General features: G+C 37.5%; 23 protein-coding genes and 1 riboswitch. Of the genes, 7 read left to right on the plus strand and 16 right to left on the minus strand.

Translation table 11 applies throughout. The features are described 5' to 3' along the window. Window positions 1-7: 7 nt before the first annotated feature. The 4 genes from EG339_RS04465 to EG339_RS04480 all read left to right on the plus strand — a co-directional run bounded on the left by EG339_RS04465 (window position 8) and on the right by EG339_RS04480 (window position 3,637). Window positions 8-1,378, plus strand: coding sequence for an exopolysaccharide biosynthesis polyprenyl glycosylphosphotransferase (locus EG339_RS04465; RefSeq protein ID WP_123869051.1), 1,371 nt, complete (start codon window positions 8-10; stop codon window positions 1,376-1,378). A gap of 96 nt (window positions 1,379-1,474) precedes the next feature. Further along, entirely contained in the window at window positions 1,475-2,227 is a 753-nt protein-coding gene (locus tag EG339_RS04470; protein WP_123869052.1) for an MlaE family ABC transporter permease, read from the plus strand. Further along, the gene (locus tag EG339_RS04475; RefSeq protein ID WP_123869053.1) at window positions 2,227-3,042 is read left to right on the plus strand and encodes an ABC transporter ATP-binding protein; all 816 of its coding nucleotides are present in this window, start codon (window positions 2,227-2,229) and stop codon (window positions 3,040-3,042) included. Before EG339_RS04470 ends, EG339_RS04475 begins: the two co-directional genes overlap by 1 nt. Beyond that, on the plus strand, window positions 3,026-3,637 hold the full coding sequence (locus tag EG339_RS04480; protein WP_123869054.1) for an outer membrane beta-barrel protein: 612 nt from the start codon (window positions 3,026-3,028) through the stop codon (window positions 3,635-3,637). The genes EG339_RS04475 and EG339_RS04480 overlap by 17 nt, the downstream gene beginning before the upstream one ends. A 37-nt stretch (window positions 3,638-3,674) precedes the next feature. On the opposite strand, the gene EG339_RS04485 is transcribed toward EG339_RS04480, so the two are convergent. Together EG339_RS04485 and EG339_RS04490 are read right to left on the minus strand one after the other, a co-directional pair. After that, window positions 3,675-3,986, minus strand: a complete 312-nt coding sequence (locus EG339_RS04485) for a DUF1049 domain-containing protein (RefSeq protein WP_123869055.1) — start codon at window positions 3,984-3,986, stop codon at window positions 3,675-3,677. Between the two features lie 207 nt (window positions 3,987-4,193). Then, the gene (locus EG339_RS04490) at window positions 4,194-5,000 is read right to left on the minus strand and encodes a M48 family metallopeptidase (protein ID WP_123869056.1); all 807 of its coding nucleotides are present in this window, start codon (window positions 4,998-5,000) and stop codon (window positions 4,194-4,196) included. A gap of 106 nt (window positions 5,001-5,106) precedes the next feature. On the opposite strand from EG339_RS04490, the gene EG339_RS04495 reads away from it, so the two are divergent. Then, on the plus strand, window positions 5,107-5,658 hold the full coding sequence (locus EG339_RS04495; protein WP_123869057.1) for a DUF4251 domain-containing protein: 552 nt from the start codon (window positions 5,107-5,109) through the stop codon (window positions 5,656-5,658). Here the strand turns inward: EG339_RS04495 and meaB are convergent. Next, a complete protein-coding gene (meaB, locus tag EG339_RS04500) occupies window positions 5,655-6,647 on the minus strand; it encodes a methylmalonyl Co-A mutase-associated GTPase MeaB (RefSeq protein ID WP_123869058.1) in 993 nt (330 codons plus the stop codon). The two genes, EG339_RS04495 and meaB, sit on opposite strands and share 4 nt — an antisense overlap. A gap of 194 nt (window positions 6,648-6,841) precedes the next feature. Between meaB and EG339_RS04505 the strand changes: the two genes are divergently transcribed. Both EG339_RS04505 and EG339_RS04510 read left to right on the plus strand, forming a co-directional pair. After that, a complete protein-coding gene (locus EG339_RS04505) occupies window positions 6,842-7,135 on the plus strand; it encodes a c-type cytochrome (protein WP_123869059.1) in 294 nt (97 codons plus the stop codon). 24 nt (window positions 7,136-7,159) lie between these two features. Further along, on the plus strand, window positions 7,160-7,447 hold the full coding sequence (locus tag EG339_RS04510) for a c-type cytochrome (protein ID WP_123869060.1): 288 nt from the start codon (window positions 7,160-7,162) through the stop codon (window positions 7,445-7,447). A gap of 40 nt (window positions 7,448-7,487) precedes the next feature. Here EG339_RS04510 and EG339_RS04515 read toward each other — a convergent pair whose 3' ends face one another. The 13 genes from EG339_RS04515 to EG339_RS04570 all read right to left on the minus strand — a co-directional run bounded on the left by EG339_RS04515 (window position 7,488) and on the right by EG339_RS04570 (window position 25,665). Further along, window positions 7,488-7,994, minus strand: a complete 507-nt coding sequence (locus EG339_RS04515; protein WP_123869061.1) for a tetratricopeptide repeat protein — start codon at window positions 7,992-7,994, stop codon at window positions 7,488-7,490. Continuing rightward, the gene (gene prfH / locus EG339_RS04520; RefSeq protein WP_123869062.1) at window positions 7,981-8,679 is read right to left on the minus strand and encodes a peptide chain release factor H; all 699 of its coding nucleotides are present in this window, start codon (window positions 8,677-8,679) and stop codon (window positions 7,981-7,983) included. The genes EG339_RS04515 and prfH overlap by 14 nt, the downstream gene beginning before the upstream one ends. A gap of 2 nt (window positions 8,680-8,681) precedes the next feature. Next, a complete protein-coding gene (locus tag EG339_RS04525; protein ID WP_123869063.1) occupies window positions 8,682-9,227 on the minus strand; it encodes a nucleotidyltransferase family protein in 546 nt (181 codons plus the stop codon). 210 nt (window positions 9,228-9,437) lie between these two features. Next, entirely contained in the window at window positions 9,438-10,829 is a 1,392-nt protein-coding gene (locus tag EG339_RS04530) for an RtcB family protein (protein WP_123869064.1), read from the minus strand. A 10-nt stretch (window positions 10,830-10,839) separates the two neighbouring features. Further along, complete coding sequence (locus EG339_RS04535; protein ID WP_123869065.1) at window positions 10,840-11,586, minus strand: hypothetical protein; 747 nt, start codon at window positions 11,584-11,586, stop codon at window positions 10,840-10,842. A 516-nt stretch (window positions 11,587-12,102) separates the two neighbouring features. Next, a complete protein-coding gene (locus EG339_RS24125) occupies window positions 12,103-12,255 on the minus strand; it encodes a hypothetical protein (protein WP_164466412.1) in 153 nt (50 codons plus the stop codon). 34 nt (window positions 12,256-12,289) lie between these two features. After that, on the minus strand, window positions 12,290-14,410 hold the full coding sequence (gene scpA / locus EG339_RS04540) for a methylmalonyl-CoA mutase (RefSeq protein WP_123869066.1): 2,121 nt from the start codon (window positions 14,408-14,410) through the stop codon (window positions 12,290-12,292). Between the two features lie 175 nt (window positions 14,411-14,585). Next, entirely contained in the window at window positions 14,586-16,688 is a 2,103-nt protein-coding gene (locus tag EG339_RS04545; RefSeq protein ID WP_123869067.1) for a prolyl oligopeptidase family serine peptidase, read from the minus strand. Between the two features lie 104 nt (window positions 16,689-16,792). Further along, complete coding sequence (locus tag EG339_RS04550; protein ID WP_123869068.1) at window positions 16,793-17,458, minus strand: hypothetical protein; 666 nt, start codon at window positions 17,456-17,458, stop codon at window positions 16,793-16,795. Window positions 17,459-17,540: 82 nt separating this feature from the next. Beyond that, the gene (gene prfA / locus EG339_RS04555) at window positions 17,541-18,626 is read right to left on the minus strand and encodes a peptide chain release factor 1 (RefSeq protein WP_123869069.1); all 1,086 of its coding nucleotides are present in this window, start codon (window positions 18,624-18,626) and stop codon (window positions 17,541-17,543) included. A gap of 147 nt (window positions 18,627-18,773) precedes the next feature. Then, a complete protein-coding gene (locus tag EG339_RS04560) occupies window positions 18,774-20,072 on the minus strand; it encodes an APC family permease (RefSeq protein WP_123869070.1) in 1,299 nt (432 codons plus the stop codon). A gap of 7 nt (window positions 20,073-20,079) precedes the next feature. Then, entirely contained in the window at window positions 20,080-22,533 is a 2,454-nt protein-coding gene (locus EG339_RS04565; protein WP_123869071.1) for a TonB-dependent receptor plug domain-containing protein, read from the minus strand. A 94-nt stretch (window positions 22,534-22,627) separates the two neighbouring features. After that, window positions 22,628-22,733: riboswitch (SAM riboswitch) on the minus strand. 97 nt (window positions 22,734-22,830) lie between these two features. Continuing rightward, window positions 22,831-25,665 carry an alpha-amylase family glycosyl hydrolase gene (locus tag EG339_RS04570; protein WP_123869072.1) on the minus strand — a complete coding sequence of 945 codons (2,835 nt, stop codon included), beginning with the start codon at window positions 25,663-25,665 and terminating at the stop codon, window positions 22,831-22,833. Window positions 25,666-25,742: the final 77 nt, after the last annotated feature.

Genomic DNA, 25,742 nt, shown 5'->3' on the forward strand with positions numbered 1-25,742 from the left:
CCAATAGATGCAGAGAATTCGATACTCTAGATACCTGAAATCGATCATTATTTTGCTTGACCTCACGGTTATTGCATCTATATTCATATTCTTTTTTATAAGCAGAAATGAAAACCTGAAGTATCATAAGGAATCCTGGTACCAGAATGGCTTTTCACTGGTTTTGTTATTTTTGTTCTGGGTGCTTCTCAGCGGTAGGACAAAAATATACAATATTCCGAGGAACCTTACGTATACCCTTTTTCTGGAAAGGCTTTTGATTCATTTCATATCCTTTATACTTGGGGTACTGCTTATCGGAAAGGTCAGTAATAATGTATTCTTCAGCTCAGATATTTACTGGCTGTCATTTTATCTGTTCATCTTTATCTTTTTAGCGAAATCATTCATATATTTTTCTATTAAGTATCTGCGATCTTTAGGAGCCAACTATAGAAATATTATGTTTTTAGGAGATGGTGATTCTACTGAAATCCTGAAAAATATTTTTCAGGAGCGTAAAGACTATGGATACAGAATATTTGAACATGAAAATGCTGACGCCAATACAACCGAGTTAGTTAATTTCTGGAAAAAAAATGGTATTCATACCCTATTTTTGTCTACAGAAAACTCATACAGTGAAAGCACTGAATCTGAAATATTCAGACTGGCTGAAGAAAATAAGGTTCATATTTCACTGATACCAAGTATCACACAAAGTGATTTCTTTCTTTACGATCTGGCGTACATTCAAACTCAACCTGTTCTTAATCAGGCCAGATATCCATTGGATTATTACTCCAATTTTCTGATTAAAAGAACTTTTGATATCTTTTTTTCCATATTAGTACTGGTTTTCGTCTGTACCTGGCTATTTCCTATCATTGCTATTTTAATCAGAATAAGTTCCAAAGGACCTGTTTTTTTTCTGCAGAAAAGATATGGCTTCCATGAAGAGGTATTCAGCTGCATAAAATTCAGAACTATGGTGGTAAATGATCAATCTACAACCGATACTACTAAAGAAAATGATACCAGAATTACTAAAATCGGGAAATTTTTAAGAAAAACCAGCCTTGATGAACTCCCGCAGTTTATCAATGTACTGAAAGGTGAAATGTCTGTAGTAGGACCACGCCCCCATATGTTAGCTGTTGATAACTATTACAAACCAAAAATTGGAAGATACAGCTTAAGAAGTATGGTAAGTCCTGGCATTACGGGACTTGCACAAGTAAGCGGACTGCGTGGTGACTTCGGGGATGTGGAAGTAGAAATGAAAAAAAGAGTTCTTGCCGACGCCTTCTATGTAAGGAACTGGAGTTTTGTTCTGGACCTGGTTATTATATTAAAAACCATTTTGCTGGTTATTGGAGGTGATAAAAACGCAAAATAACGTAATTGCTAAGGTTAGGATAATTTTAACATTTTCCAGGCTTCTGTCTTCGTTTCAACCTTAGCCTAATTCAATAAAAAAGTCTAATTTAGCGGTATGTTAAAAAAGTTTTTCACAGCAGTAGGGGAATATATTATTCTTTTAGGAAAATCCCTGCAGAAACCTCAGAAAATGAGGGTTTTTTGGAAGCTGTTCATGAGAGAAATTAATGATTTGGGAGTCAATTCTTTTGGACTTGTAGTCTTCACTTCAATCTTCGTGGGGGCTGTTGTGGCTATTCAGATGTTCAATAACTTTGATGCCTCTTCGTTTCCAATCCCACCTTCATTTGTAGGATATGCAACAAAAGCCGTATTGGTTCTGGAATTTGCCCCTACCATTATCAGTCTTATTCTGGCAGGTAAAGTAGGATCATATATTGCTTCCAGTATTGGAACAATGAGGGTTTCGGAGCAGATTGATGCATTGGATATTATGGGGGTAAACTCACCCAACTTTCTGATATTTCCGAAAATTATCGCCTGTATGATTTTTAATCCTCTGCTTATCGCCATCAGTATTGTATTTGGTATTCTAGGAGGATATATTGCCGGAATTTTAACAGGAAACTGGACAGAAAACGATTATATTGTTGGTATTCAGATGTATATGCCTAATTTATTTATTTACTATGCATTTACCAAAACCATTGTATTTGCTTTCATTATCGCTACAGTACCTTCTTATTTCGGATATTTTGTGAAAGGAGGATCTTTGGAAGTTGGCAGGGCCAGTACTCAGGCTGTGGTATGGACAATGGTGTTCATTATTATTTCTGAATTAATTTTAACCCAATTAATATTAAGCTAATGATTGAGGTAAAAGATCTTAAGAAAAGTTTTGATGACGTTGAAGTACTCAAAGGAATTTCAACTTCATTCGATAAAGGAAAAGTAAACTTGATCATTGGGCAGAGTGGCTCCGGGAAAACTGTATTTTTAAAAAGTTTATTGAATGTTTATATGCCTTCTTCAGGAGAAATCCTGTTTGATGGGAAAGATATCAATACCATGAACAGGGATGAAAAACAGCATCTCCGCTCAGAAATCGGGACAGTATTTCAGGGAAGTGCTCTTTTTGATTCCTTAACAGTGGAAGAAAACATTATGTTCCCGCTGGATATGTTTACCAATCTCACTTATAGAGAAAAAAAGAAAAGGGTTTTCGAGGTAATAGGAAGAGTGCACCTTGACAAGGCGGAAAGGAAATATCCTTCTGAAATTTCGGGAGGAATGCAGAAAAGGGTTGCTATTGCAAGAGCCATTGTAAACAATCCAAAATATCTATTCTGCGATGAGCCTAACTCCGGGCTTGATCCGTATACATCAAAGGTTATAGATGATCTTCTATATGAAATCACCAAGGAATATAATACCACCACCATCATCAATACCCATGATATGAACTCTGTAATGACGATTGGCGAGAAAATTGTATACCTAAGACTTGGGATCAAAGAGTGGGAAGGAAATAAAGACATCCTGATTACAGCAGGCAATAAAAACCTGATTGACTTCGTTTATTCTTCAGAACTGTTTAAAGAGCTGAGAGAATATTTGCTTGAGAATAATAAAACGATTGAAACGACAAATACAAAAATCGACGATAATGAAAAAGGTACTTAGTATAGCGTTAATAGGGTTTTCAATGTGGGCTTCTGCACAGATCTCACTGGCAGGTAAGGCCAATTTAATATTTCCTACAGGTTCGCCTTCATGGTCCAACATTAAAGGAACAGTGAATGATGCTATTGAAGGAACAGGAAAAAACAATGTAGGTTTCAATGTGGGACTTTCATTAAAAGTAGGATTGCCTACTTCACTTTTCTTAATGCCGGAAGTGTACTACACTCACTTTAAGAATGAGTTTACCACAGAGAATACAACTTTTGACGTGAAAAGCAACCGTATTGATGTTCCGGTTCTTTTAGGATACAACCTATTAGGCAATATGTTAGGAGTTTTTGTAGGTCCGGTAGGAAGCTTTAACCTAAGCAAAGACAATACCTACAACGATTTTAAGGAAAATGCAAAAAATAACTTTACAGTAGGCTACCAGTTCGGAGCGCAACTTGAAATTAAAAAACTTATTGTAAACGCCAAATACGAAGGAGCTTTCAGTAAAGACGAAAGAAATTTCATCAACAAAGTTTCCGGTTCTGAGATCAGATATGACAACAGACCTAACCTGTTTATGGTTGGTTTAGGATATAAATTTTAATCAACGATCGAAAATAACAACTTTAAATCCTCAAATTTTAAATTTGAGGATTTTTATTTTGGGCTTCAAGCTCAGCCTGACGTTTGGCAATATCTGCAGCCTGCTTTTCCAGTTCTTCTTTTTCTTTCTGAAGCTGCTTGAATTCTTTTTTCTTCTGTTCAGCCCTTATTGCACTTCCTTTGCTTACATATCCTACCATCCCGCCAATAATAAGGCCAATTCCTACTCCAGCCATAATACCCATGATATGAGAAATTTTAATCTGCTCTACCGCGAAATCAGTAGTAAGATAAAAAAGTAAGGCGGAAACTGCTAAGAGGATAAGTCCGGTAATTGATAAACTCTTCATAATATTGTGTTTAAGTAATTATGTTATAAAAGCTAAACCAAATTTACTAAAAAATTAATAAGCCTTTATACAGGGTTAGTATTTTAATTGGTATTTCAGTATATACACAACCATAATTATTCCAATTCCTGTGAAAAGAAATGTGTTTCAATAAAAAACGGACTGATTTCTGAAATAAGTCCGTTTTTTTTATAATAAGCTAATAGATTAAAGTTTTCCTCCGGCAGCCTTATAGTATTCTAAAGCTTTCGGCAAGTCTTTGTTAATATCTGAAATTCTGGTTTCAGGACTTGGGTGAGTAGATAAGAATTCCGGCTGTCTTGCTCCTGAAGATGCGGCTTCCATTCTGTTCCAGAAAGGAATAGCTGCTCTCGGGTCATATCCTGCCATAGACATCAGATACAATCCCATTTCATCAGCCTCTGATTCCTGGCCTCTGCCATACTTTAATAAGGCAACCTGTGATCCGATAGGATATACCTGCTGGAAAACGTTTGCCCACTGTGCATTTGAAATGGCTCCTCCCAGAATAGCCCCACCATATTGAGCCATCATAGCCTGAGAAATTCTTTCATTACCATGACCTGCCAATGCGTGGGAAACCTCATGTCCCATTACCACTGCAAGTCCGTTATCATCCTTGGTGATTGGCAAAATTCCTGTATAAACAGCTACTTTACCTCCCGGCATACACCATGCATTAAGTTCATTGCTTTGCAAAAGGGCAAATTCCCAGCTATAATTGGCAAGATCCGCTGATCTTCCTATACTCTGATAATATCTCTCTGCTGCACTTTTAATTCTGTTTCCTACATTTACCACTCTCTTTGCATCTGCTGTTCCGGTAATAAGTTTACCTTTAGACAATGTCGTTTTGTATTCCTGCGCAGACATTGTTAAAATTTCTGAATTATTGGCCAGCTGTAAAGATGATCTCCCTGTAATTGGATTTGTAGTACAGGCAGCAACCAATAGAGCGAATGCTCCCATTCCTAATAGATGTGTAACTTTCATAGTTTGAGTGTTAATAATTCAACCTTAACAATTTTTGTTCCAAAATATTTTTGATCCGCAATTTTTGCATACATTTTGCTGTTTAAATTTAATAATTATCTTTATCATGAAAAAGTATATTTCTATTCTGATGATATTTGGATTTCTGTTCAGCTTTCAGAGCTGTGCATCCCAAGGCTCATCAGATCCGGCAACAGTAAATGCATTAGTGGATTCACAGGAATTTACTTTCTATGCGCAAAAAGCGAACCCTACCAATTATGATGTTATCAATGTGATGAACTCAATGCCCAATTCAACTTCAACCAGAATGTTGAGCCTGAACACAGGAGATTATACTATTGAAGTTCACAAGAATACCGTAGACGTAGTGCTTCCGTATTTCGGGAGATTATTCAATCCCACTTTTGGAAATACTGATAAAAACGGATATAGATTCACTTCAAAAGATTTTGTTATCAATAAATCTCAGAATAAAAAAGGAACCTGGACTGTAAAAATTCAGCCTAAAGATGTAAACACTGTTGAAGAGATGTATATTGAGATCTTTAAAAACGGTAAAGCATTCGTTTCTATGAAAAGTAATGACAGACAGCCGATTACTTATGACGGATATGTTTCTAAAAATGAAGTAAAACAGGAAAAGGAAAAACTTTAATTCCTGCTTTCACCCGATAAAAATTTTTCAACAAATAATTTTGCTTCAGTGCTTGGATTAGAAACCATCTCTGAAGCATTTTTTTTGTGCATCTGATAGGCTTCTTCTATGGTATTACTTTTTTTCATCAGAGATAAAATATATTCCTGAACCCAATATTCGAAGCGCTTTTCTGCCTGTTGGGTACGGATTTCTTCAAAATGTCCGGCTTTCTTTTTCAAATCAATGAACTCAGCAATTTTATCATAGGTTTCCTGAAGCCCTTCATTATGTAAAGCAGAACCCAGCAGCACTGGAACTTTCCAGCCTTTTTCTTTTGGCGGAATAAAATCCAGGGCCCTTTTCAGTTCCAGCCTTGTATTTTTTGCTTTTTGAAGATTATCCTGATCTACCTTATTAATGAAGATAATGTCTACCATTTCCATGATCCCCCGCTTTATTCCTTGCAACTCATCACCTCCACCAATAATTTTAAGGAACAGAAAAACGTCAGTAATATCAGCTACCAGAACTTCAGATTGTCCTACCCCAACGGTTTCAATCAAAATATAATCGTAGCCGGCGGCTTCACAGATCATCATGGTTTCAAAAGTGGTATTGGCCACTCCGCCTAAAAATCCTGAACTTGGGGAGGGCCTAATGAATGCATTTTCTTCTTTGGCAAGTTCTTCCATCCGGGTTTTATCTCCCAAAATACTTCCTTTATTGATTGAAGAACTGGGGTCTATGGCAAGTACCGCCACTTTTTTTCCATGGGCAATAGCCAATCTGCCGAAGCTTTCAATAAATGTAGATTTTCCGGCACCGGGTACTCCGGTCACCCCAACTCTTACAGAATTTCCTGTTAAAGGCATAATTCTTTTCAGAAGATCTTCCGCCTGTGTCCTATGTTCAGTCTTTTTACTTTCAACTAAAGTAATAGCCTTCCCAATCAGACGTTTGTTTCCTGACTGTATACCCTCAATAAGTTCTTCTGTAGAAAATTTCATTGATTCAAAATTAATAATTAAAAAGCGAATGGTCAATAGTTCGCTGTGAATGACCGAATAAAAGCTTGCAATAGAATTTTGAATCTGGTTATTTGTTATTTTTCAATTTTTATTTCTTCTAAATTAAAACTACAGGGCAATATATCAACGGGTTTGGGAATTTATTACATTTGTTATCTATCAAAATAAGAAACATGAAAAAAATCATTGCTGCGGCATCATTCACAGCTATTCTATTAGTTTCCTGTACTCCAAAGGCTTCAGCATCTGCAACTACTGCAGGCACCTCAACTTCTACAGCTGAAGAGATTGCTCAGGGAAAAACTATTTTTGAAAATTCTTGTGGAAAATGCCATAAACTGCCTGATCCTACATCTCATAATTCTGTACAGTGGGTAGGAATTATGAATGCAATGGCGCCAAAGGCAAAACTAACGGAGGAGCAGCACAAATGGGTTTATGATTACATTGTTTCTGTGAAAAAGTAATTCATCTAACAAAATAATAAAGGTATGAAAAAAATAATCTTAAGCGGTATTGCAGCATCAGCATTTCTGGTATCCTGCGGTCCCAAAAGTACGGCTGTAACAGGTCCTAAGTATACCTCATCTGAGCAGTTGGCACAGGGAAAAACCATTTTTGAAAATTCCTGCGCAAAATGCCACAAACTGCCAGAGCCTACAAAGCATGACAATCAGGGCTGGATCAATACTTTAAGCAGAATGGCTCCTAAAGCCAAGCTTAGTGATGACCAACATCAAATGGTTTATGACTATCTGATCTCTGTAAATAAAAAATAAGCTTTCAAATGAAAGCTTATTTTTTTTAATCAAAATGGCGTTACTCTGCCTTTTTCCTTGCCCTGGTTTTAGGCATCTTATTCTGAATCAATTTCTCTCTGTCTTCCAGAATTTCAAGTGTAGCTCTGCAAAAACTGAACTTTCTTGCTTCTTTAAGCTGCTCCATGGCTTGCTTATATTGTCCTTTTCTTTCCAGTAAGAGAGATTTGCAATTTAGAATTTCTGCTTTGTCTATTCCTTTCATTTTTAAGGCATACTCAATGAGTTTTTCAGCTTCTTCTTGGTCTTCATTACTCAGGAGACATTCAATATAATATTTAGGAGTGTTCACATTCGAAATATTGCTTTGCATGGCTTCTTCAAAGTATTTTTTTGCCGTTTCATAGTCTCTCAGCACTTCCGAATATACTCTTCCCATCAGGCAAAGGCTGTCTGCATCTTCAGGTTCATAGGAAAGGGCATAATTCAGTGCATCCAGACAGTCGGACATATTGTAAGGGAAATAGTCCAGAGCTTCAAAATAGTATTTATTTTTAGTTAAGGTCATTACTGTAATTTTTTAAATTCTGTTTAAGGATATTCCTTTGTTTTTTATAGGATTTATCCTGATAATTAGTTTTAAAATCTGTTCCGGAAAATGTACGGACCGGATTTCCGCGTTCTACCTGAAGGTGTTGATTCCAGGTTTCTTTCATTCTATGCTCCAGCTGCTGAATATAGGTTCCCATTACTTTTTCTTTTAATCTGATAACAGATAAATTTTTATTCTGCAGCTGAGATCGTGTATCCTGTACAAATACGGATTCATTGGTTGGAATATGAGTGGCACGAACGGCTGTATTTACTTTATTGACATTCTGACCTCCGCTTCCCTGGCTTCTGGCGGTCTGAAACCTGATATCCTTTTCATTGAAATTCACAGCTTCCAGATTCTCCAGCTCGAATATACCAATGAACCATTTGCTCCTTTTATGCAGTTTCCTGAATGTGCTTTTTCCTTCCCAACAGATAGTTCCTAACCACGTTTTTAAAAACTCTTTGATGTTCTTTCCTTTTAAAAGCACAGTTACTGATTTCACAGTCATATTCACATCACCGTCTACGCGATGAATAATCCCGTAATCTATATTATTTTGTTTTACTTCATCAAGAAAGGTTTTCAATACCTTGGATACTACCCACTGGCATTCCAAAGGTCCTCTTCCTGAAGTGATCTGTATTAATTTTTCCATTGTTATTTTGGCATTTTACTTAATAAAGGATTTCCTATTGGATCTATTCCTTTTTGTAATAATTCTTTTGCAGCCATAACTGCCCAGCATTTATCACTGGAATGAATATTTCTGTAGAATGAAAGTAAAAGTTCAGGCTTCACTACGGTAAAACCATTAGCTTCGACTGTTTCAAGATCGTTTCTTTCAAAAAAATCGATAGTAATTCTGTGAAACTTTTCATTTTCCAGCGCTACTGTTTTTTCATAACGTCTGAAGTTTTCCTCATTTGGGAGGTGATCATAACGGGTCCAAACTTTTTGAAACCCTTCCTGTTGAAGAATGATAACTACTTCAGCTACATTTTCTTTCTTTACAAAAACATCAATATCCTTATGATCGTGAGCATGTTTATATTCTGTATGCCCTTTTTCAGACATAAAATGCCATGCCCATCCGCCGGATAGGATGATTTTATTTTTTAGTTTTTCTAAAATTTCAAGCCCCAGCCGGATTCTGAATTCCGGCCAGAGTTCTCCATATCTTTTTATATTATGAGGTGCTCCCATTTTTTTATTTTTTGTTTATTTTTTGCCATTCTGACGAAGGAAGAATCTCATTCATGCTGTAAGATCCTTCACTTCGTTTATAGTGTATTCAGAATGGCGGAACTTTATACTAGCCCCGATTGCAGCAGCTGTCTGAGCTCATTTTCCTTTTTTGGAAAAGAAAAATAGCGAGTGCGGAAAGCGGGATTAAGCTCCTTAATAATTAATTTATTACCTGTCCATCCTTACAATTCTCGGCTGGAATGTTCCCAGAATATCTACCAATTCACTTTGTGCATTCATGACTTCATGAATATCTTTATAAGCCATTGGTGCTTCTTCTGCATTTCCACCCATGAGTGTAACATCCTTAAGTTTTAGTTCTTTCTTGATGTCGTTCTGAGTGAAAAGGCTTCTGCATTCTCCTCTTGAGTGTGCTCTACCCGCTCCATGAGAAGCGGAGTTCAGTGAATCGGGATTTCCTTTTCCACGGACAATAAATCCTTTGGCTGTCATAGATCCCGGGATCATTCCCAACTCATTTTCATTGGCCGGAGTGGCTCCTTTTCTGTGAACAATCACTTCTTTTCCGTTGTGAGTTTCTTTCCAGGCGAAGTTGTGATGATTCTCGATTCTGGCTTTAACTCTTCCTCCTACTGCCTTTACCAGCCTTCTGTGGATATCATCATGACAGGCTGCAGCATAATCTCCTGCAAGGCTCATTGCTGTCCAGTATTCCAAACCAAGATGAGTACTCAAGTCCAGCCATGCAAACTGCTGTGCTTCTTTAGGCAGTGGACATTGTTCTACTGCTACTCTTGAATAATACTGGGCAATTTCAGCGCCCAACCCACGAGATCCGCTGTGTGAAAGAATCCCAAGGTATTTTCCTTTTGGTAAGCCAATTTGTTCATCTTCCTCAGTGATTTCCACTTCTCCAAATTCCACAAAATGATTTCCTCCACCTGAGGATCCCATCTGTTTGATGGCTTTTCCTTTTAACCTTCTTAGGACAGGAATAAGGTCAAATGTATCTCTGTCAAAGATTTCGTGATCTATATGAGATTTATGAGTCTCATACATTCCAAACTTTGTATGTTCTGCAAGGGCTTTTTCATATTTATCCTTTGCCCCGTTCAGATATGATACCGGTGTATCCAAAATACTAAGGCTCATTCTACAGCCGATATCCATTCCTACTCCGTAGGGAATCACTGCATTTTCTACCGCCAGAACACCTCCAATCGGAAGTCCATATCCGCTGTGAGCATCAGGCATTAGTGCGCCTTGAACAGAAACCGGAAGCTTCAATGCCGTGTACAGCTGATTTTTTGCTTCTTCCGAGATATTATTTCCGAAGATCTGAAAGTCTGCACGTTGCGAATTCAGCATTCTTTTTTCTGTTTTTTTGGATGAAAGCAAGGTTTCTGCAATCTGTCCGAAGGTTAAATCTTTTTCGAACTGTTCCGGATTGATCAGAATTTCTTTGAGAAGAGATTTTACATACTGGATATTTTTAGTTGCAAAATTTCTTTTCATTACTTCCAGAGCTACATTAATGCTTTGATTGTTTGGATAGCCCAGTTTTAATATATCTTTTCCTTTTAGTTTTAAATTTCCCATTGTTTTTGTTTTAAATGATGGACTCATCGTCCAAAAAACGTTCTGCAATCTGGGTTGCAGACATTGTACAGGCAGTATATTTCCTGCTTTTGATAAGGTCTGTTTCATATTCCATTTTCCATGGATTAGACTTTCCGCGAATTTTTTTCTGGATAATTCCTACAGTGCTATGTTGTCCCAAGTACATGTCCAGCTCTGCCTGTTCTTTTTCAAGCTCGGCATTTATAGGTTTATAATGGGTGATCATATGGGGTCTTATCCTCAATGTAAATCTCCACGGTTCAGTAAATTCGTAATAGGTATCATAACATTTCCTAAAAGGGCAGTACTCTTCTTTTTTCAGAAAGTATTGTCTTTCCCTCGGGCTAAGCCCAAATTTCGGACTGCTCCAGGAGTATGAAGAAATACGATTGAGCTTCTGTGCTCTTTCTACGTATATTCTCCGTCCAAATTTTCTTTTCTTTTTCAGAAACTGACGGCTTCCGGAATACATGTAGGTATTGATCTTCTTCAAAAGTCCTTCAAAGAACTCTCCATCGCTACTTCTCATAACATCATCCCTTACTACAAAGAATCTTACAAATCCTAATTGATAAGGTTCTTCCAGGGGAATTAACGGAATATTGCGTTTTATATACCAGACTTCCTTACTACGTTTATACTTTTTTCTTATCTGCTTTTCTACATCTTTTTTTATTGTTCTTTTTCTGCTTCTCAGGCTTCTCAGCCGGTAAGACAGAAGGTTATCATTTTCCATGTAAGACACAGGATATCTGATACAATATCCGGAATACCGGATTTGTTCTCAAATCATTTTCTTAATCAACTAAAATATTAGTTGAACAAATTAATAATGATGAACAGGGGATAGTTTGAGGCTAAAATCTCAACTATTTTGTTCTTAAAAAACACTTAAAAAGATTCCGGGAAACGTGAGTTGAAATATTGCGCAATAAAAAACCCGAAATCTCTACGACTTCGGGTTTTGATATTGTATTGTACTATTATTCTAAGAGTGTACCAAACCGCGAAGCCTTACCATCATAAGGGGTAATCCAACTGTAGAATTCTGATTAGTTCTGAACATTGCTTCGTTGTTTTTAAATGGTTAAACTTGATTTTCAGATGCAAATATATTAATTTTTCTGATAATCCAACTATTTTTTTTCACTTAAGGTGAATAATGCTGAGGAAAATGGCATCTATAACCTTCGTCATTCCCCTGATATCAAGGGGTTCCAAAGCATCTGTAGTTTTCTGATAATTTTTATTTCTAAAGAAGGAGGTATTTATAATTATGGAGCAGGGAATCTAATTTGCAATCATGCGAATGATCAGAAGGATCTACACCACCTACCAATTCCGGAATAGGAATAGTATAATGGCTATAAAGAGAAAGCCTACAAGAAAACCAGGTGTTTCTCATAGGCTTAATTATTTGTTAATTATATTTTTTTGGATTATTTTTCTAAAAATCTCTCCAGGATTTCCACTGCACATTTCGGAAGGTTGGTTCCTGGGCCGAAAATGAAATCTGCTCCATTGGCATACAGGAATTCATAATCCTGTTGTGGAATAACACCTCCTACTACGATGGTGATATCATCAGCTCCCAGTTTTTTTAATTCTCCAACTACCTGAGGAACTAATGTCTTGTGTCCTGCAGCGAGTGAAGATACTCCCAGAATGTGAATATCGTTTTCTACAGCCTGCTTTGCGACTTCTTCCGGTGTTTGGAACAATGGAGCTACATCAACATCAAATCCCATATCAGCAAATGCTGTAGCTACTACCTTAGCTCCTCTGTCATGCCCATCCTGTCCCATTTTAGCGACCATAATTCTTGGGCGGCGCCCTTCTTCTTCTTCAAACTTTTGAGTCAGATTAAGGGCTTTTTCAAAGTATTCGTTTTTACCGGCGTTCATAGCGTATACTCCAGATATTGTTTTGATGTTTGCTTTATATCTTCCAAAAGTTTCTTCCATGGCATCACTCATTTCACCAAGGGTAACTCTTCTTCTTGCGGCTTCAATACAAAGTGCCAGCAGGTTTCCTTTTCCAGTTTTAGCACTTTCACGGATTTCATTCAGGATTTCTGTTACAGCTTCAGCGCTTCTTTCTGCTTTGATTGTATTTAATCGTTCAATCTGTTTTCTTCGAACTTCTGTATTATCAATATCAAGAATTTCGATTTCGTCTTGTTTTAATGAGGATTTGAAGGAATTTACTCCAATGATGAATTCTTCCCCGCTATCAATCTTAGCCTGCTTTTTAGCGGCAGCTTCTTCAATTCTCATTTTTGGAATACCGGCTTCAATGGCTTTGGTCATTCCGCCTTCCTGTTCTACCTCATCAATATACCTCATGGCTTCTTCAATCATCTGCTGGGTAAGGCTTTCTACAAGGTTGCTTCCTCCCATCGGATCTACTACATCACATATTCCACTTTCCTGCTGAAGGATGATCTGTGTATTTCTTGCAATTTTAGCTGAATAATCAGTAGGCAGCGCAATAGCTTCATCCAGTGCATTGGTGTGTAATGACTGTGTTCCTCCTAATGCTGAAGATAATGCTTCAATAGCTGTTCTTGTGATATTATTGAAAGGTTCCTGTTCTGTTAATGACCAGCCTGAAGTTTGGGAGTGAGTTCTTAATGCTAAAGATTTGGGGTTCTGGGGATTAAACTGTTTTAAAAGATTGGCCCAGATATATCTTGCGGCACGCATTTTAGCAATTTCCATGAAGTGATTCATCCCGATTGCCCAGAAAAATGATAAACGTGGGGCAAAATCGTCTACGTTCATTCCTGCCTTGATTCCTGTTCTTACATATTCAAGACCGTCTGCAAGAGTGTATGCCATTTCCAGTACAGGGGTGGCTCCAGCTTCCTGCATATGATAACCTGAAATGGAAATAGAGTTAAATTTAGGAATGTTCTGAGATGTATATTCAAAAATATCTGCAATGATCTTCATGGATGGTGCAGGCGGATAGATGTAAGTATTTCTTACCATGAACTCTTTCAGAATATCATTCTGAATAGTTCCTGAAAGCAATTCCTGCTTTACCCCCTGCTCTTCTGCTGCTACGATATAAAAAGACAGAATTGGCAATACAGCCCCGTTCATTGTCATGGAAACGGAGATCTGGTCTAACGGAATTTCGTTAAAAAGGATCTTCATATCTTCCACTGAATCAATAGCTACCCCTGCTTTTCCTACGTCTCCTACTACTCTTGCGTGGTCAGAATCATATCCTCTGTGAGTAGCAAGGTCAAAGGCTACAGAAAGTCCTTTTTGTCCTGCTGCTAAATTTCTTCTGTAAAAGGCATTGGATTCTTCAGCGGTAGAGAAACCGGCATACTGGCGGATCGTCCATGGTTTTTGAACATACATGGTGGAATACGGTCCTCTCAGGTAAGGTGCAATTCCTGGAGAAGTCTGTGTTAATGATTCATCTTTTACATCCTTTTTTTCATAGGATGACTTAAGTTCCAGCCCGTCTTTTTCAAAGTTGTAAATTTCTCTTTGCTGAGGAGATACATTAAAATCGGGCTTTTTCACAGAAATTGTTTTTCGCATTCCAATAATTTTTGTCTCCGTAAAGTTAATTTTTTTGGACGAAACATGAAACTTATGTTAACATTCAGTTTTTCTGAATTTTAGCAAAGAAAAAGTCCGAACATACATCCGGACTTTATTCTGTTTATTTTGACCTGTTTCTTGTTGTAACAAGAATCATTTTTCATTTCATGCCTTAAAGCTTCACTCCCATTTCATATAAAGCAAATGATATCAAATCTGCATTTTCACCGATTACCTGATCTGTTGATCTTCCAGCACCGTGTCCTGCATTTTTCTCAATTCTTAGCAAAATAGGGTTCTTACAAGCTTGTTTTTCCTGAAGTTCAGCTCCAAACTTGAAAGAGTGTGCGGGAACTACTCTGTCATCATGGTCGCTGGTAATGATCATTGTAGACGGATAACATGTTTTTGCTTTTACGTTGTGTACCGGAGAATAGGACTTCAGGTATTCAAACATTTCTTTGCTGTCTTCTGCGGTTCCGTAGTCGTAAGCCCATCCGGCACCCGCTGTAAACTTGTTATATCTCAGCATATCCAATACTCCAACTCCCGGGAATGCTACTCTTGCAAGATCCGGACGTAAAGTCATTGTAGCCCCTACCAATAAACCTCCGTTTGATCTTCCGGAAAGAGCCATATATTCTTTTGATGTATAGCCCTTGCTCTGTAGGTATTCTCCCGCTGCGATAAAGTCCTCAAAAACGTTTCTTTTCTGCATTTTTGTTCCTGCATCATGCCATTTCTTACCATATTCTCCCCCTCCACGGATGTTTGGAACGGCATAGATGCCTCCATTTTCCATCCAGATGGCATTAACTACTGAGAAAGATGGCTGTAAGCTGATATTGAACCCTCCGTAAGAGTATAAAATAGTTGGATTTTTACCATCAAGCTTGGTTCCTTTCTTATAGTTAATCATCATAGGAACTTTTGTTCCATCTTTGGAAGTATAGAATACCTGTTCAGAAACGTAATCATCCGGATTGAATTTCACTTTCGGTTTTTGATATACTTCAGATTTCCCAGAATCTACATTGAATTTATAGGTAGTTCCCGGTGTGATATAATTGCTGAAAGAATAATAAAGCTCTTTCTCTTTTTCTTTTCCGCCAAAGCCTGAAATGTTTCCTTTGCCAGGAAGTGTAATTTCTCTGATCAGTTTTCCTGTTCTATCATATTGTTTTACCTGGTCTATAGCATCAACCATATAAGTGGCAAAGAAATATCCGCCTCCCGTAGAAATTCCCAATACGTTTTCTGTTTGTGGAATAACATCTTTCCATGTTTCCGGAGCCGGATTGCTGATTGTAGTTTTTACAAGACGCATATTAGGAGCATCTTTATCTGTAGAAATGAAAAGGTCATCTCCCTGAGTGTCTACAATGTGAGCATTGATATCAAATCCTTTATTAATCTGTACAAAATCTCCACCTTTTTTCAGATCTTTGATAAACAGCTCATTTCCATTGGTGGCATTGGCTGCAGAAATAATCAGATATCTCTGATCGTCCGAAACACTAGCTCCCAGATATCTTCTTGGTGTTTTTTCTCCACCGAAGATCAGCTTATCTTCAGACTGCTTTGTTCCCAGTTTGTGAAAATATACTTTATGCTTATCCGTCATTCCGGAAAGAACTGTTCCTTCTTTGGGCTTATCATAGCTTGAATAATAAAATCCTTCGTCATTCTGCCAGGCAATTCCACTGAATTTTACATCTACCAAAGTTTCATCAATTTGTTTTTTGGTAACAGCATCAATGATGATGATCTTATTCCAGTCGCTTCCACCTTCAGAAATAGAATAGGCAGCAAGGGTTCCTTTTTTGTTGAAAGAAAGATTAGATAGTGAAGTGGTTCCTTTTTCCGAGAATTTATTAGGATCTAAAAATACTTCTGTTGCCTTAGTCTTGTTGTTTGTTCTATATAACACAGACTGTGCCTGTAAACCATCGTTTTTAGAATAATAGGTATAGTCTCCTTCTTTGAAAGGCGCTGAAATTTTTTCATAATTCCAGATGTCTTTCAGCTGGTTCTTGATTTTATCCCTGAATGGAATTTTTGAAAGATAATTCTGGCTGTACGCCACTTCTTCATCTACCCACTTTTTGGTAGCTTCAGAATCATTTTCCAGATCTCTGTACGGATCAGAAACTGCAGTTCCAAAATAGGTATCGGTTTGGGCTCCCTTTAATGCTTTTGGATAATTCATTGTTTGAGAATAAAAAGATGCTGAAAACAGAACTCCAGCAGTTAATAACATAGGTTTAAAATTCATACTGAACGGTTTTCTCAAAAATACATAAAGTATATGAAATAAAAAAAGCCCCGGATTTCGGGACTTTTACTTATTCTATAGGCTATTAATCAGTTCTCCGCCAATTAAAGGCTGTCGAAATAGAACTCTGTAAGATTGGTAACAATCTGATCCGGGTTCCCGTTCCAGTAGTATATTTTGCCTCCCTCTTTCAGTTCATACAGACTAAAATTCTGGTCTGTGGTTACTGTTTTATCTGCATTTTTAAAATCTTCAACGACCTGAATTAAATATTTCTTCAGCTCTTCAGCCTTTACTTTTTTCGTATCACCTTCAGGTCCATGGGTCAATTTTGACGGCAGCTGAAAACTTACGGTATAACTTATTTCTGCAATTTTTTCTCCTTCAAGGTATTCGTTAGGAATAATTTTTACATTATTAACGGTTACTTTTGCTTTTTTAAAATTTCCGATCATTGCCATGAAATAGTCTTCCGCTTCTTTTTTACATGCTGAAGCCGCGGCTTTAGAAAAAGCAGAAAGGAAATTCTCTACACTGCTGTTGATCATTTCCTGTGAAGATTCTTTAAAATTGATCTGGTAAGCATCCTGTCCTTCTACTGTAGGTCTTAAATAATCATTAAGCTTATTTAAAGCTGCTTCATCGTTATTTACTAAAGTCCGGAAGTACAGCTCAAAGACTTCTTTAGGCTTTTTTACCTCTGTTTGTGCAGAAACGTATTGCCCCACCATGGTAAGCAATAGTAAGAAAATAATTTTGTAGTTTTTCATAGTTTATAATTTGAATAATTGCTGTGATAAAAAGAAAAGCCCCTGAAAAAATCAGAGGCTTTGTTTTATTTTTTGTAAACTCTTAGTAGTTTTCTTCTTCTCCCTTCATTTTTTCTGCATTCTCTGCCATGATTACGGCATCAATCATTTCAGAAATATCTCCGTTCATGTAGGCGTCCAGATTATACATGGATTTGTTGATTCTGTGATCTGTTACTCTTCCCTGCGGATAATTATACGTTTTGATCTTTGCAGAACGGTCTCCTGTAGACACCATAGATTTACGCTGTGCAGCAATATCTCCCTGTACTTTTTGAAGTTCAATATCGTATAGCTTGGTTCTTAACATTTCCATTGCCAATTCACGGTTAGCCAGCTGAGAACGAGCCTGCTGACAAACGACCACTAACCCTGAAGGTTTGTGAGTTAACTGTACTTTAGTTTCAACTTTGTTTACGTTCTGACCTCCGGCACCTCCTGAACGGGAAGTCTGCATTTCAATATCGGCTGGATTTAATTCGAAATCCACTTCTTCTGCTTCCGGTAAAACGGCAACGGTAATTGCCGATGTGTGCACTCTACCCTGAGATTCTGTTTCCGGTACACGCTGTACACGGTGAACTCCTGATTCAAATTTCATAATTCCGTATACGCCTTCTCCTTCCACCTTCATGATCAGTTCCTTGTATCCTTTTGCGGCTTCATTGGAATCTGTTACTTCATGTCTCCATCCTTTTGCTTTGAAATACATGGTATACATTCTGTACACATCTTCCACGAAGATTGCTGCTTCATCACCTCCGGTTCCGGCACGTAATTCAACGATTACGTTTTTATCATCTGCAGGATCTTTAGGAATCAGAAGAACCTTAAGTTCTTCTTCTAATGCAGGAAGTTTGGATTGTGCTTCCAGCTTTTCTTCTTTTGCAAGATCTACAAGATCTCTGTCTGAGCCATCTGCAATAATTTCGTCAGATTCTTCGATGCTGTCTAAAGCACCTTTGTACTGATCGTAAACTCTTACAATTTTTCCCAAATCACTATATTCTTTGTTCAAAGAAGAATATCTTTTTTGGTCTGAAATGACATCAGGCTGTATAATAAGGTCTGCAACCTCATTATATCTTTGTTTTATAGCTTCTAATTTTGGAATTAATGATTTAGACATTGTCGAATTTTTGTGGGTGCAAAGATAAGAATTATTAATTCAAAATTAAAGTATAAATTTTTGAGCATTAGGGATGAAGGGAACAAAACGGCAAAAAGATATATTCCAAATTGCCCTGTCAGCATTTTTCTGTTTTCAATATTTCTTTTAAAATCCTTTGGAAAGCCTCCTGTCTATCCAGTATAAAATGAGTCCCACTACAATAATTCCTAACCCTATTAAGCTTTCTTTAGGATTATGGATAAAGGTAAAATAAAGGATATAAATACTGAATAGCAAGAAAACTGTTGGAAAAATATAAAAAGCATTGGATTTAAATATTTTTCTATCCTTCTTTTTAAGAAAGTATACCGTTGAGATTGCTAAACTGGCAAATAACTGAAGAATAAAGGCTGTGTAAACAAAGATCTCCTTAAAACTGCCTGTTAAAATAATTATGGTGGCAATCACTGCATGGGCAAAAATGGCTCTCACCGGGATTCCTTTTTTATTCCCAACAGAAAGTGGTTTCCAGATGCGGGTATCTTTTGCAAAGGCTTGTGTAAGCCTTGATCCTACCCACAGATATCCACTGATGGTAGCAATGAGCTGTAATGCGATAAAAATATTCACAATTTTCCCGAAAGAAAGCCCCAGCATATTCACCGCAGCCTCTCCCATTACATCTTCTTTTCCTGCCAATTGGCTTACCGGAGCATGTTTCAGCATAATATAGTTGACAAGAATATAACTTACCGTCACAAAAACAGTTCCTATAATCAGTGATTTAGGGAGATTCTTCTGAACATCCTTTATTTCCCCGGCGATATAAGATGCTGAATTCCATCCGGTATAGGAATAGGTAACGAAAACCAACGAAGTAGCAAAGGCAGGAAGCATCATTTCGTTCTGCCAGCTGTTACTGAAGTTCAGGCTGTTTCCTATTTGTGGGGATTCTGATAATCCAACTCCCAGAGTTACCAAAACAATAATAAAGGCGATTTTGATGAATGTAAAAAAGTTATGAAACCTGCTGGAAGTCTTTAAGCTGAATGATAAGGTAATCGCCACCAAAAATATAGCTGCAATGGCAAAACCACTTCCAAATGAGTAATCAAATACAGAAAGATATTTCGACATAGCCAGGGCTGCCAGAGCTACAGGTGAAGAAAACCCAATAATCAGGGAAATCCAGCTTATCAGATATCCGAATAAAGGATGATAAGTTTCTTTAAGATAGATAAAATCACCACCGTTTCCTTTAAAATGGGAACCTAATTCTGCATAGCAGAAAGCACCGAACAGAGCTAAAATTCCTCCAATTACCCATAACAGGAAAATACTGTAGGTATTGGTAATATCGGATAACTGAAATCCCAGAGTTGTAAAAATCCCTGTTCCTATCATATTGGAAACTACAATAGCGGCCGCTGTTTTCCAGCCGATCTGATGCGAAGCAGTACTCATTTATTCATTAAAAATTAAAATTAAGCCTTCCAAAGAAATAGCTTCCCAATGTTCCCATCTGAACCGGCGCATATTTAAATACTCCATAATATGAATTTTTATAGATCTGAAGATCAGGGAATACATCAAATACGTTGTTGGCACCTACTGTAAAGTTGATATTTTTTGTGATATCATATCCTACACTAATATCAGTAACCACTTTTGGAGCAAACTCCTGAACTTCTCCGAAAGGATAACCGTCTCTGATTACTTTACCAAAATAGGTATTTCTCACGAGAAAACTGAATTTTCCTATTCCATACGTAAGCCCCAATGATGCTTTTGCTTTAGGAGAAAGGGTTTCGATAATATTGATCTGATCCGGGCCAAAGAATTCTTTCTGCGGAGTTTTTATATTGTCCGGGAAGTGAAAATCTGTAATTTTTGTTTCCGTATAGTTTCCGGCAAGGTTGATATTTAAGTTTCCGCCAGCCAGCCTCCAATCATAGGAAACTACTACATCTATTCCTTTTGTTTCGGTATCAATGGCATTGGCAAAAAATCTGCCGCTTTCCACTGCATTTCCTTCTCCTACTACTTTAGGGTCTGATAATTGCTCATCTGTGATATTGCTGGTAATGACAATTCTGTCTTTTACTTTAATGATATATCCATCTACGGTAATAAAAAGTCCTTTAACAGGCTGTAAAGTAAATCCTGCGCTTCCATTAACGGATGTTTCCTGCTTTAATTTATCAAATCCAAGAACCTGTGCAGCCTGACTGTCATTATTAAAGATTCCTTTTCTTACAATTCCCTCTCCTGAAGTAGAAATATCTGCAAAAGAGTTATTAAAATACTGCTGCTGAAGCGATGGCGCCCTGAATCCTGTCCCAACTGCTGCTCTTACTGCATAATTTTTTACAAATTCATACCTGATGGCTAGTTTTCCATTGAGAGTGCTTCCAAAGTCTGAGTAGTTTTCAAATCTGGCAGCGGCATCAATATTCAGTTTTTTATCTAAATCATAGGAAAGGTCAGCATATACGGCTGTTGAATGTCTGTCTTTTTTCAAAGCATTATCCGGCGAAAAACCTATAAAAGATTGCGAACCGCCGGCTCCAATCACTTTAGAATCCTTTGTTGCCACATTTCCGTTCTCGTCATATTGAGTATAAGAAGCCTCGTCCCCAGCTTTGATCTGATATTGTTCAAATCTGAATTCTCCTCCGAATGCAATATTGAAGTTCTTTATCTTTTTTGAAACATCAAGATTAACGGTATTCTGTAAGAAACTGTGCGCACCAGCATAAAAACGGGTGGGTGATTTTACTCCCAGAGAAGCGTTATTGGTATTGCTTACGTTATAATTGAAAGTATTACTGCCAAAGGTATTACTTAGATCAATCAGCCAATCATTTACATTATATTTTGTTCCAACAACGTAGGAGATATCATAGATCTGAGAATTTAAGACTGCCTGAAATCCGTTGGGATAGATTTCTTTTACAACGTTAAAACTTTCACTGGGAAGTCTTCTGAAACCATATCCTTTTCCTTCTTTAATGCTGAATCCTCCAAAAGAGTAGAATTTAAAGTTATCATTCAAAGGATATTCTGAATTGAAAAATAATTGTCCTTGTCTGATTTGCGCGTCTCCAATCTGGAAATTGAAATCATCTCTTGTTAATCCTCTTTCTTGAATCTTCGCATCATCTGCAGCTCTGGCAGCTTTTACAGCCTCAGCATCTCCTGCAAATTCATAGGCGAAATTGTCTCCGAAAATATCAAGGTCGTGATGTTGGGTTCTGGTTGTTTTTCCTCTGTGGCTTAACTGTAATGAAAGGTTGATAAAACCTTCATTTTTACCTAAAGAAGTTCCGTAATTGACTCCTGCCTGGTAGGTATCCCCATCATTCCTTCCACTTAATCCATAGGTTAAACTTGCGGAAGCTCCTGCGTTCTTTTTCAGAATAATATTGATAACTCCTGCAATAGCATCAGAACCATATTGTGCTGCTGCACCGTCTCTTAACACTTCAATTTTTTCAATGGCAATGACAGGAATGGTACTCAAATCTGTTCCTACCGATCCGTTTCCTACCGTATTCTGATAGTTTACCAGGGAAGTGGTATGTCTTCTTTTTCCGTTAAGCAACACTAAAACCTGGTCCGGACCCATTCCTCTTAATGTCACCGGATCAATGTGCTCTGTTCCGTCAGAAGCAGACTGTCTTACGGAATTAAATGAGGGAATAACATAGTTCAAAAGATCCTGAGCCGTCATTTGCGGTGATGATCTTTGAACCTTATCGATATTGATAACGTCCACAGGAACCGGTGTTTCCAATTTTGTTCTTTTAACGTTCCGGTTTCCAACGATAATAATGTCTTCAATCTGTTTTCCTTTTTCCGCCTGCTCCTGCGCAGCGCCCAGAATTGTCCCTAACAGTAATACAGCTGTACTTAATTTCTTCATCTTTGTTCTTGCCAATTAATAATATTCTCCCGCAGAGCTTTCTGCAGATATACAAGACTTCAAGAAATGGAATTCATATAAGAAATATTGACTTCACTTATCTCCCCCATTGGGTTGGAATTAGCACCTTTACACCTCTGGAATTGTGTTGGTTGCTAAGGTTTCATTGGGCCAAATCCCTCCACCTTTCTTGATAAATCTAGTGCAAAGGTAGACTTATTTTTCAAATATGCAAAAAGTGAATTATCATGATCAGAAAAAAGGCAAATCAGCTAACCCGCCAATTTGCCCTTGTATTTATTTTACGATCATCTTCTGGATAGCTATTCCGGTTTCGGATTTCAGATGCACCAGATAAGTTCCCGGTGGATAATTTACCTTCAGTTCGTAGCTTCCGTTTTCTTTATCCAGTTTAAATGAATTCAGTTTTTTACCGCTCATATCGAAGATCATAATTTCCCCGTTTTTTACTTTATTAAAAATCAGTTTTACAGCACCGTTTTTTATGGGATTGTCTGAAATCTGAAGAGATAATTTATTTCCTGCATTTACATCTGAAACAGACAAAGCTCCGGCAAAATTTCCGAAAATCCTGAATTCTCCCGGTTGTAAGGTAATCGGAGCAATAGTAGAGCTAATATTAGTTACCGTATCATCCATCAGATTTTTCCATTGGCCAGTGTAAGGGAAATAAGGCACAACATTTTGGGCAGAAGTAGAATAATTTGCAAGAACGACAACGTTTTTCATTCCGTTGATTGTACTGTCATATACATAAATTCTTGTAACCAATCCATCAGGATCGTTGGCCAGGTTGTTTGATTCTATGGTGTAAGTCTTTGACTTGAATACCGGATTGGTATTTCTGATATCAATAATTTTTGCCCATGTATCATAAACAGCCTTTCTGCTGGCATCAATATCATATCCTAATGTAAAAGCTACAGGTTTTTCATCGGTTCTGCAGCCGTTGTTGATGCTTCCATCTGCACATCTGTTGATACTGAAATCGTAACCCAGCTCCCCAAACTGCCAGATCATTTTCGGACCGGGAATGGTAAAGAATGTAGCACCAAATGTTTTCATTCTTTCCAACGCTGTATTCAGATTCTTTACGCTATAACTTCCATTAACAGCTCCATACGCAAGGTTTTTAAACATCAGTCTTTCTTCATCATGGCTTTCACCATATCCTACAGCACGCATTCCGGTAAATCCATGAAGGCTGTGATTCATACGGTCATAGTTACTGTTTTCCTTATACCCCATTGTATTCTGATTGTAAGGCTCTGTCTGTTTATTCCAAAGCATCACTCCTTTGCCTTCTGCTACTCTGTAATTTGCCCATTGCTGCTCTTCGGCATCAGTTCCGAGGTGTTCAAAGATCATATAAGAATCCGGATCCAGCGCCCATTGTTTGTCTGCATACTGCTTCAGAATGTCTACCCTGTCCTGCTGATAAGCATTGGTACAGTTTTCATCATTTTCAGAACAGTTTTGTGTGAATCCTTTTGTCAAATCCCAACGGAAACCGTCAATTCGATACTCTTTCAGCCATTGCTGCAGGCACCTTTCAACGTAATATTGAGTTGAAAGGCTGGAATGGTTAAAATCATTAAACACATTGTATGAATGTTTAGGAACCTGATTGAAATAAGGATTATCCGGAGCTACATCTCCATAACCATCTCCATCGGGATCAATATTCCAAAGCCGTACCAGAGGAGAACGTCCTGTTGCATGGTTAAAAGCTACATCTAAAATAACAGCAATACCATTCTGATGGCACAGATCAACAAATTCTTTAAATTTTTCAGGGGTTCCATAGGCCTTATCTAAAGCATAATGGAAAGATGTATTATATCCCCAGGAAAGGTTTCCGTCAAACTCCATGATGGGCAGTAACTCAATAGCATTGATCTTCAGATTTTTTAAATAAGAAATTTTATTGATCAAAGACTGCCAGTTTTTCTCCTGTGTAAAATCTCTTAACAAAAGTTCATATACCACAAGATCTTCTTTTGCAGGTCTCTGGAAATTAGTTACCTGCCAATTGTAAGGAGTTTGCCCTGTTTTGAATGTTGAAACCTCAAAACCCTGCCCGGCCGGAAATGCAGGAAGATTCGGGTAAGTGGAAGAGGAAATCCATTGGTCATCATAAGAAGATAAAATCTGAGGCGAATAAGGATCAGCCACTTTTCTCAGATCATTAGTTCTGTATTGAAATGTATATAGCTGCTGCGGAGTTAATCCATTCAGTTCTATCCAATAGAGATCCGGATTCGTAGTATCTTTTTTCATCAGATAAGTGTCATTTACTGTCCAGTTATTGAAGCTTCCGATGACGTGAACAAAATTTTTATGAGGAGCATACAAGGCAAGCCCAATCTTAGTAGGATCTGTAGGATCATAATTGATTCCCTGCTTAATCCAATTCGGAACCGGTTCTGAAACTACATTTCGTGGAATCTGCAGAATAAATGCTAAATTTTTAGAGTTGCTTCCCTCTGTGGCAATCAGTTCCATATTGGCATCCTGTGAAACCGTATAATTATAAGAATAAGACTGAGATGGTGTAGAAGTAGAATTTACTACTGTTCCGTTTGCCTTAAGCTGAAAAGTAGCATTAACATTTGTTGTTGCTGTAATATTAATTGAATTTCCAACAGGAACTGTTGTAAGGCTGTTGGCCGCAGGGTTCGTTAAACTTACATTCAGGATCCCTACATTAACGAAGATATCCGGTGAAGTCTTATGGGCTCCGGTTTTGTCCTTTAATAAAAATCCAAACCTTCCGATTCCCGTTCTCCCGAAAAAGGCTGTTGGTGTGAATGTAAGGGAGTAAGTATCTGTTGCAGCATTATAATTAAGCTTATTCAGATCATTGGAGTTGTTCCAGCTTCCGTTAGTAGGGCAATCCTGGCTGTTCTGATAATTGGTATCAAAAGACCAGGACCAGATATAAACTGAATTATTGGTTATTCCCCAGGCAGCTTCGTCAATCTGATCACCGGGAACGGTGAGGGTAATAGCGTCTGTTTCATTAAACGGATTAGGAGAAATCGTATAGTTGATCTGTCCAAAAATAACCCTTGTAATGAATAGTAAAACAACAGTATAGAATTTTTTCATGTCTTTATTTTTATCGAATATAATATTAATTTTTATTCATCGGGTTTATTTTATTCTGTTTTAGTTAAAGATGCAGG

Source organism: Chryseobacterium bernardetii (genome assembly GCF_003815975.1).
Classification (GTDB): Bacteria; Bacteroidota; Bacteroidia; order Flavobacteriales; family Weeksellaceae; genus Chryseobacterium; species Chryseobacterium bernardetii.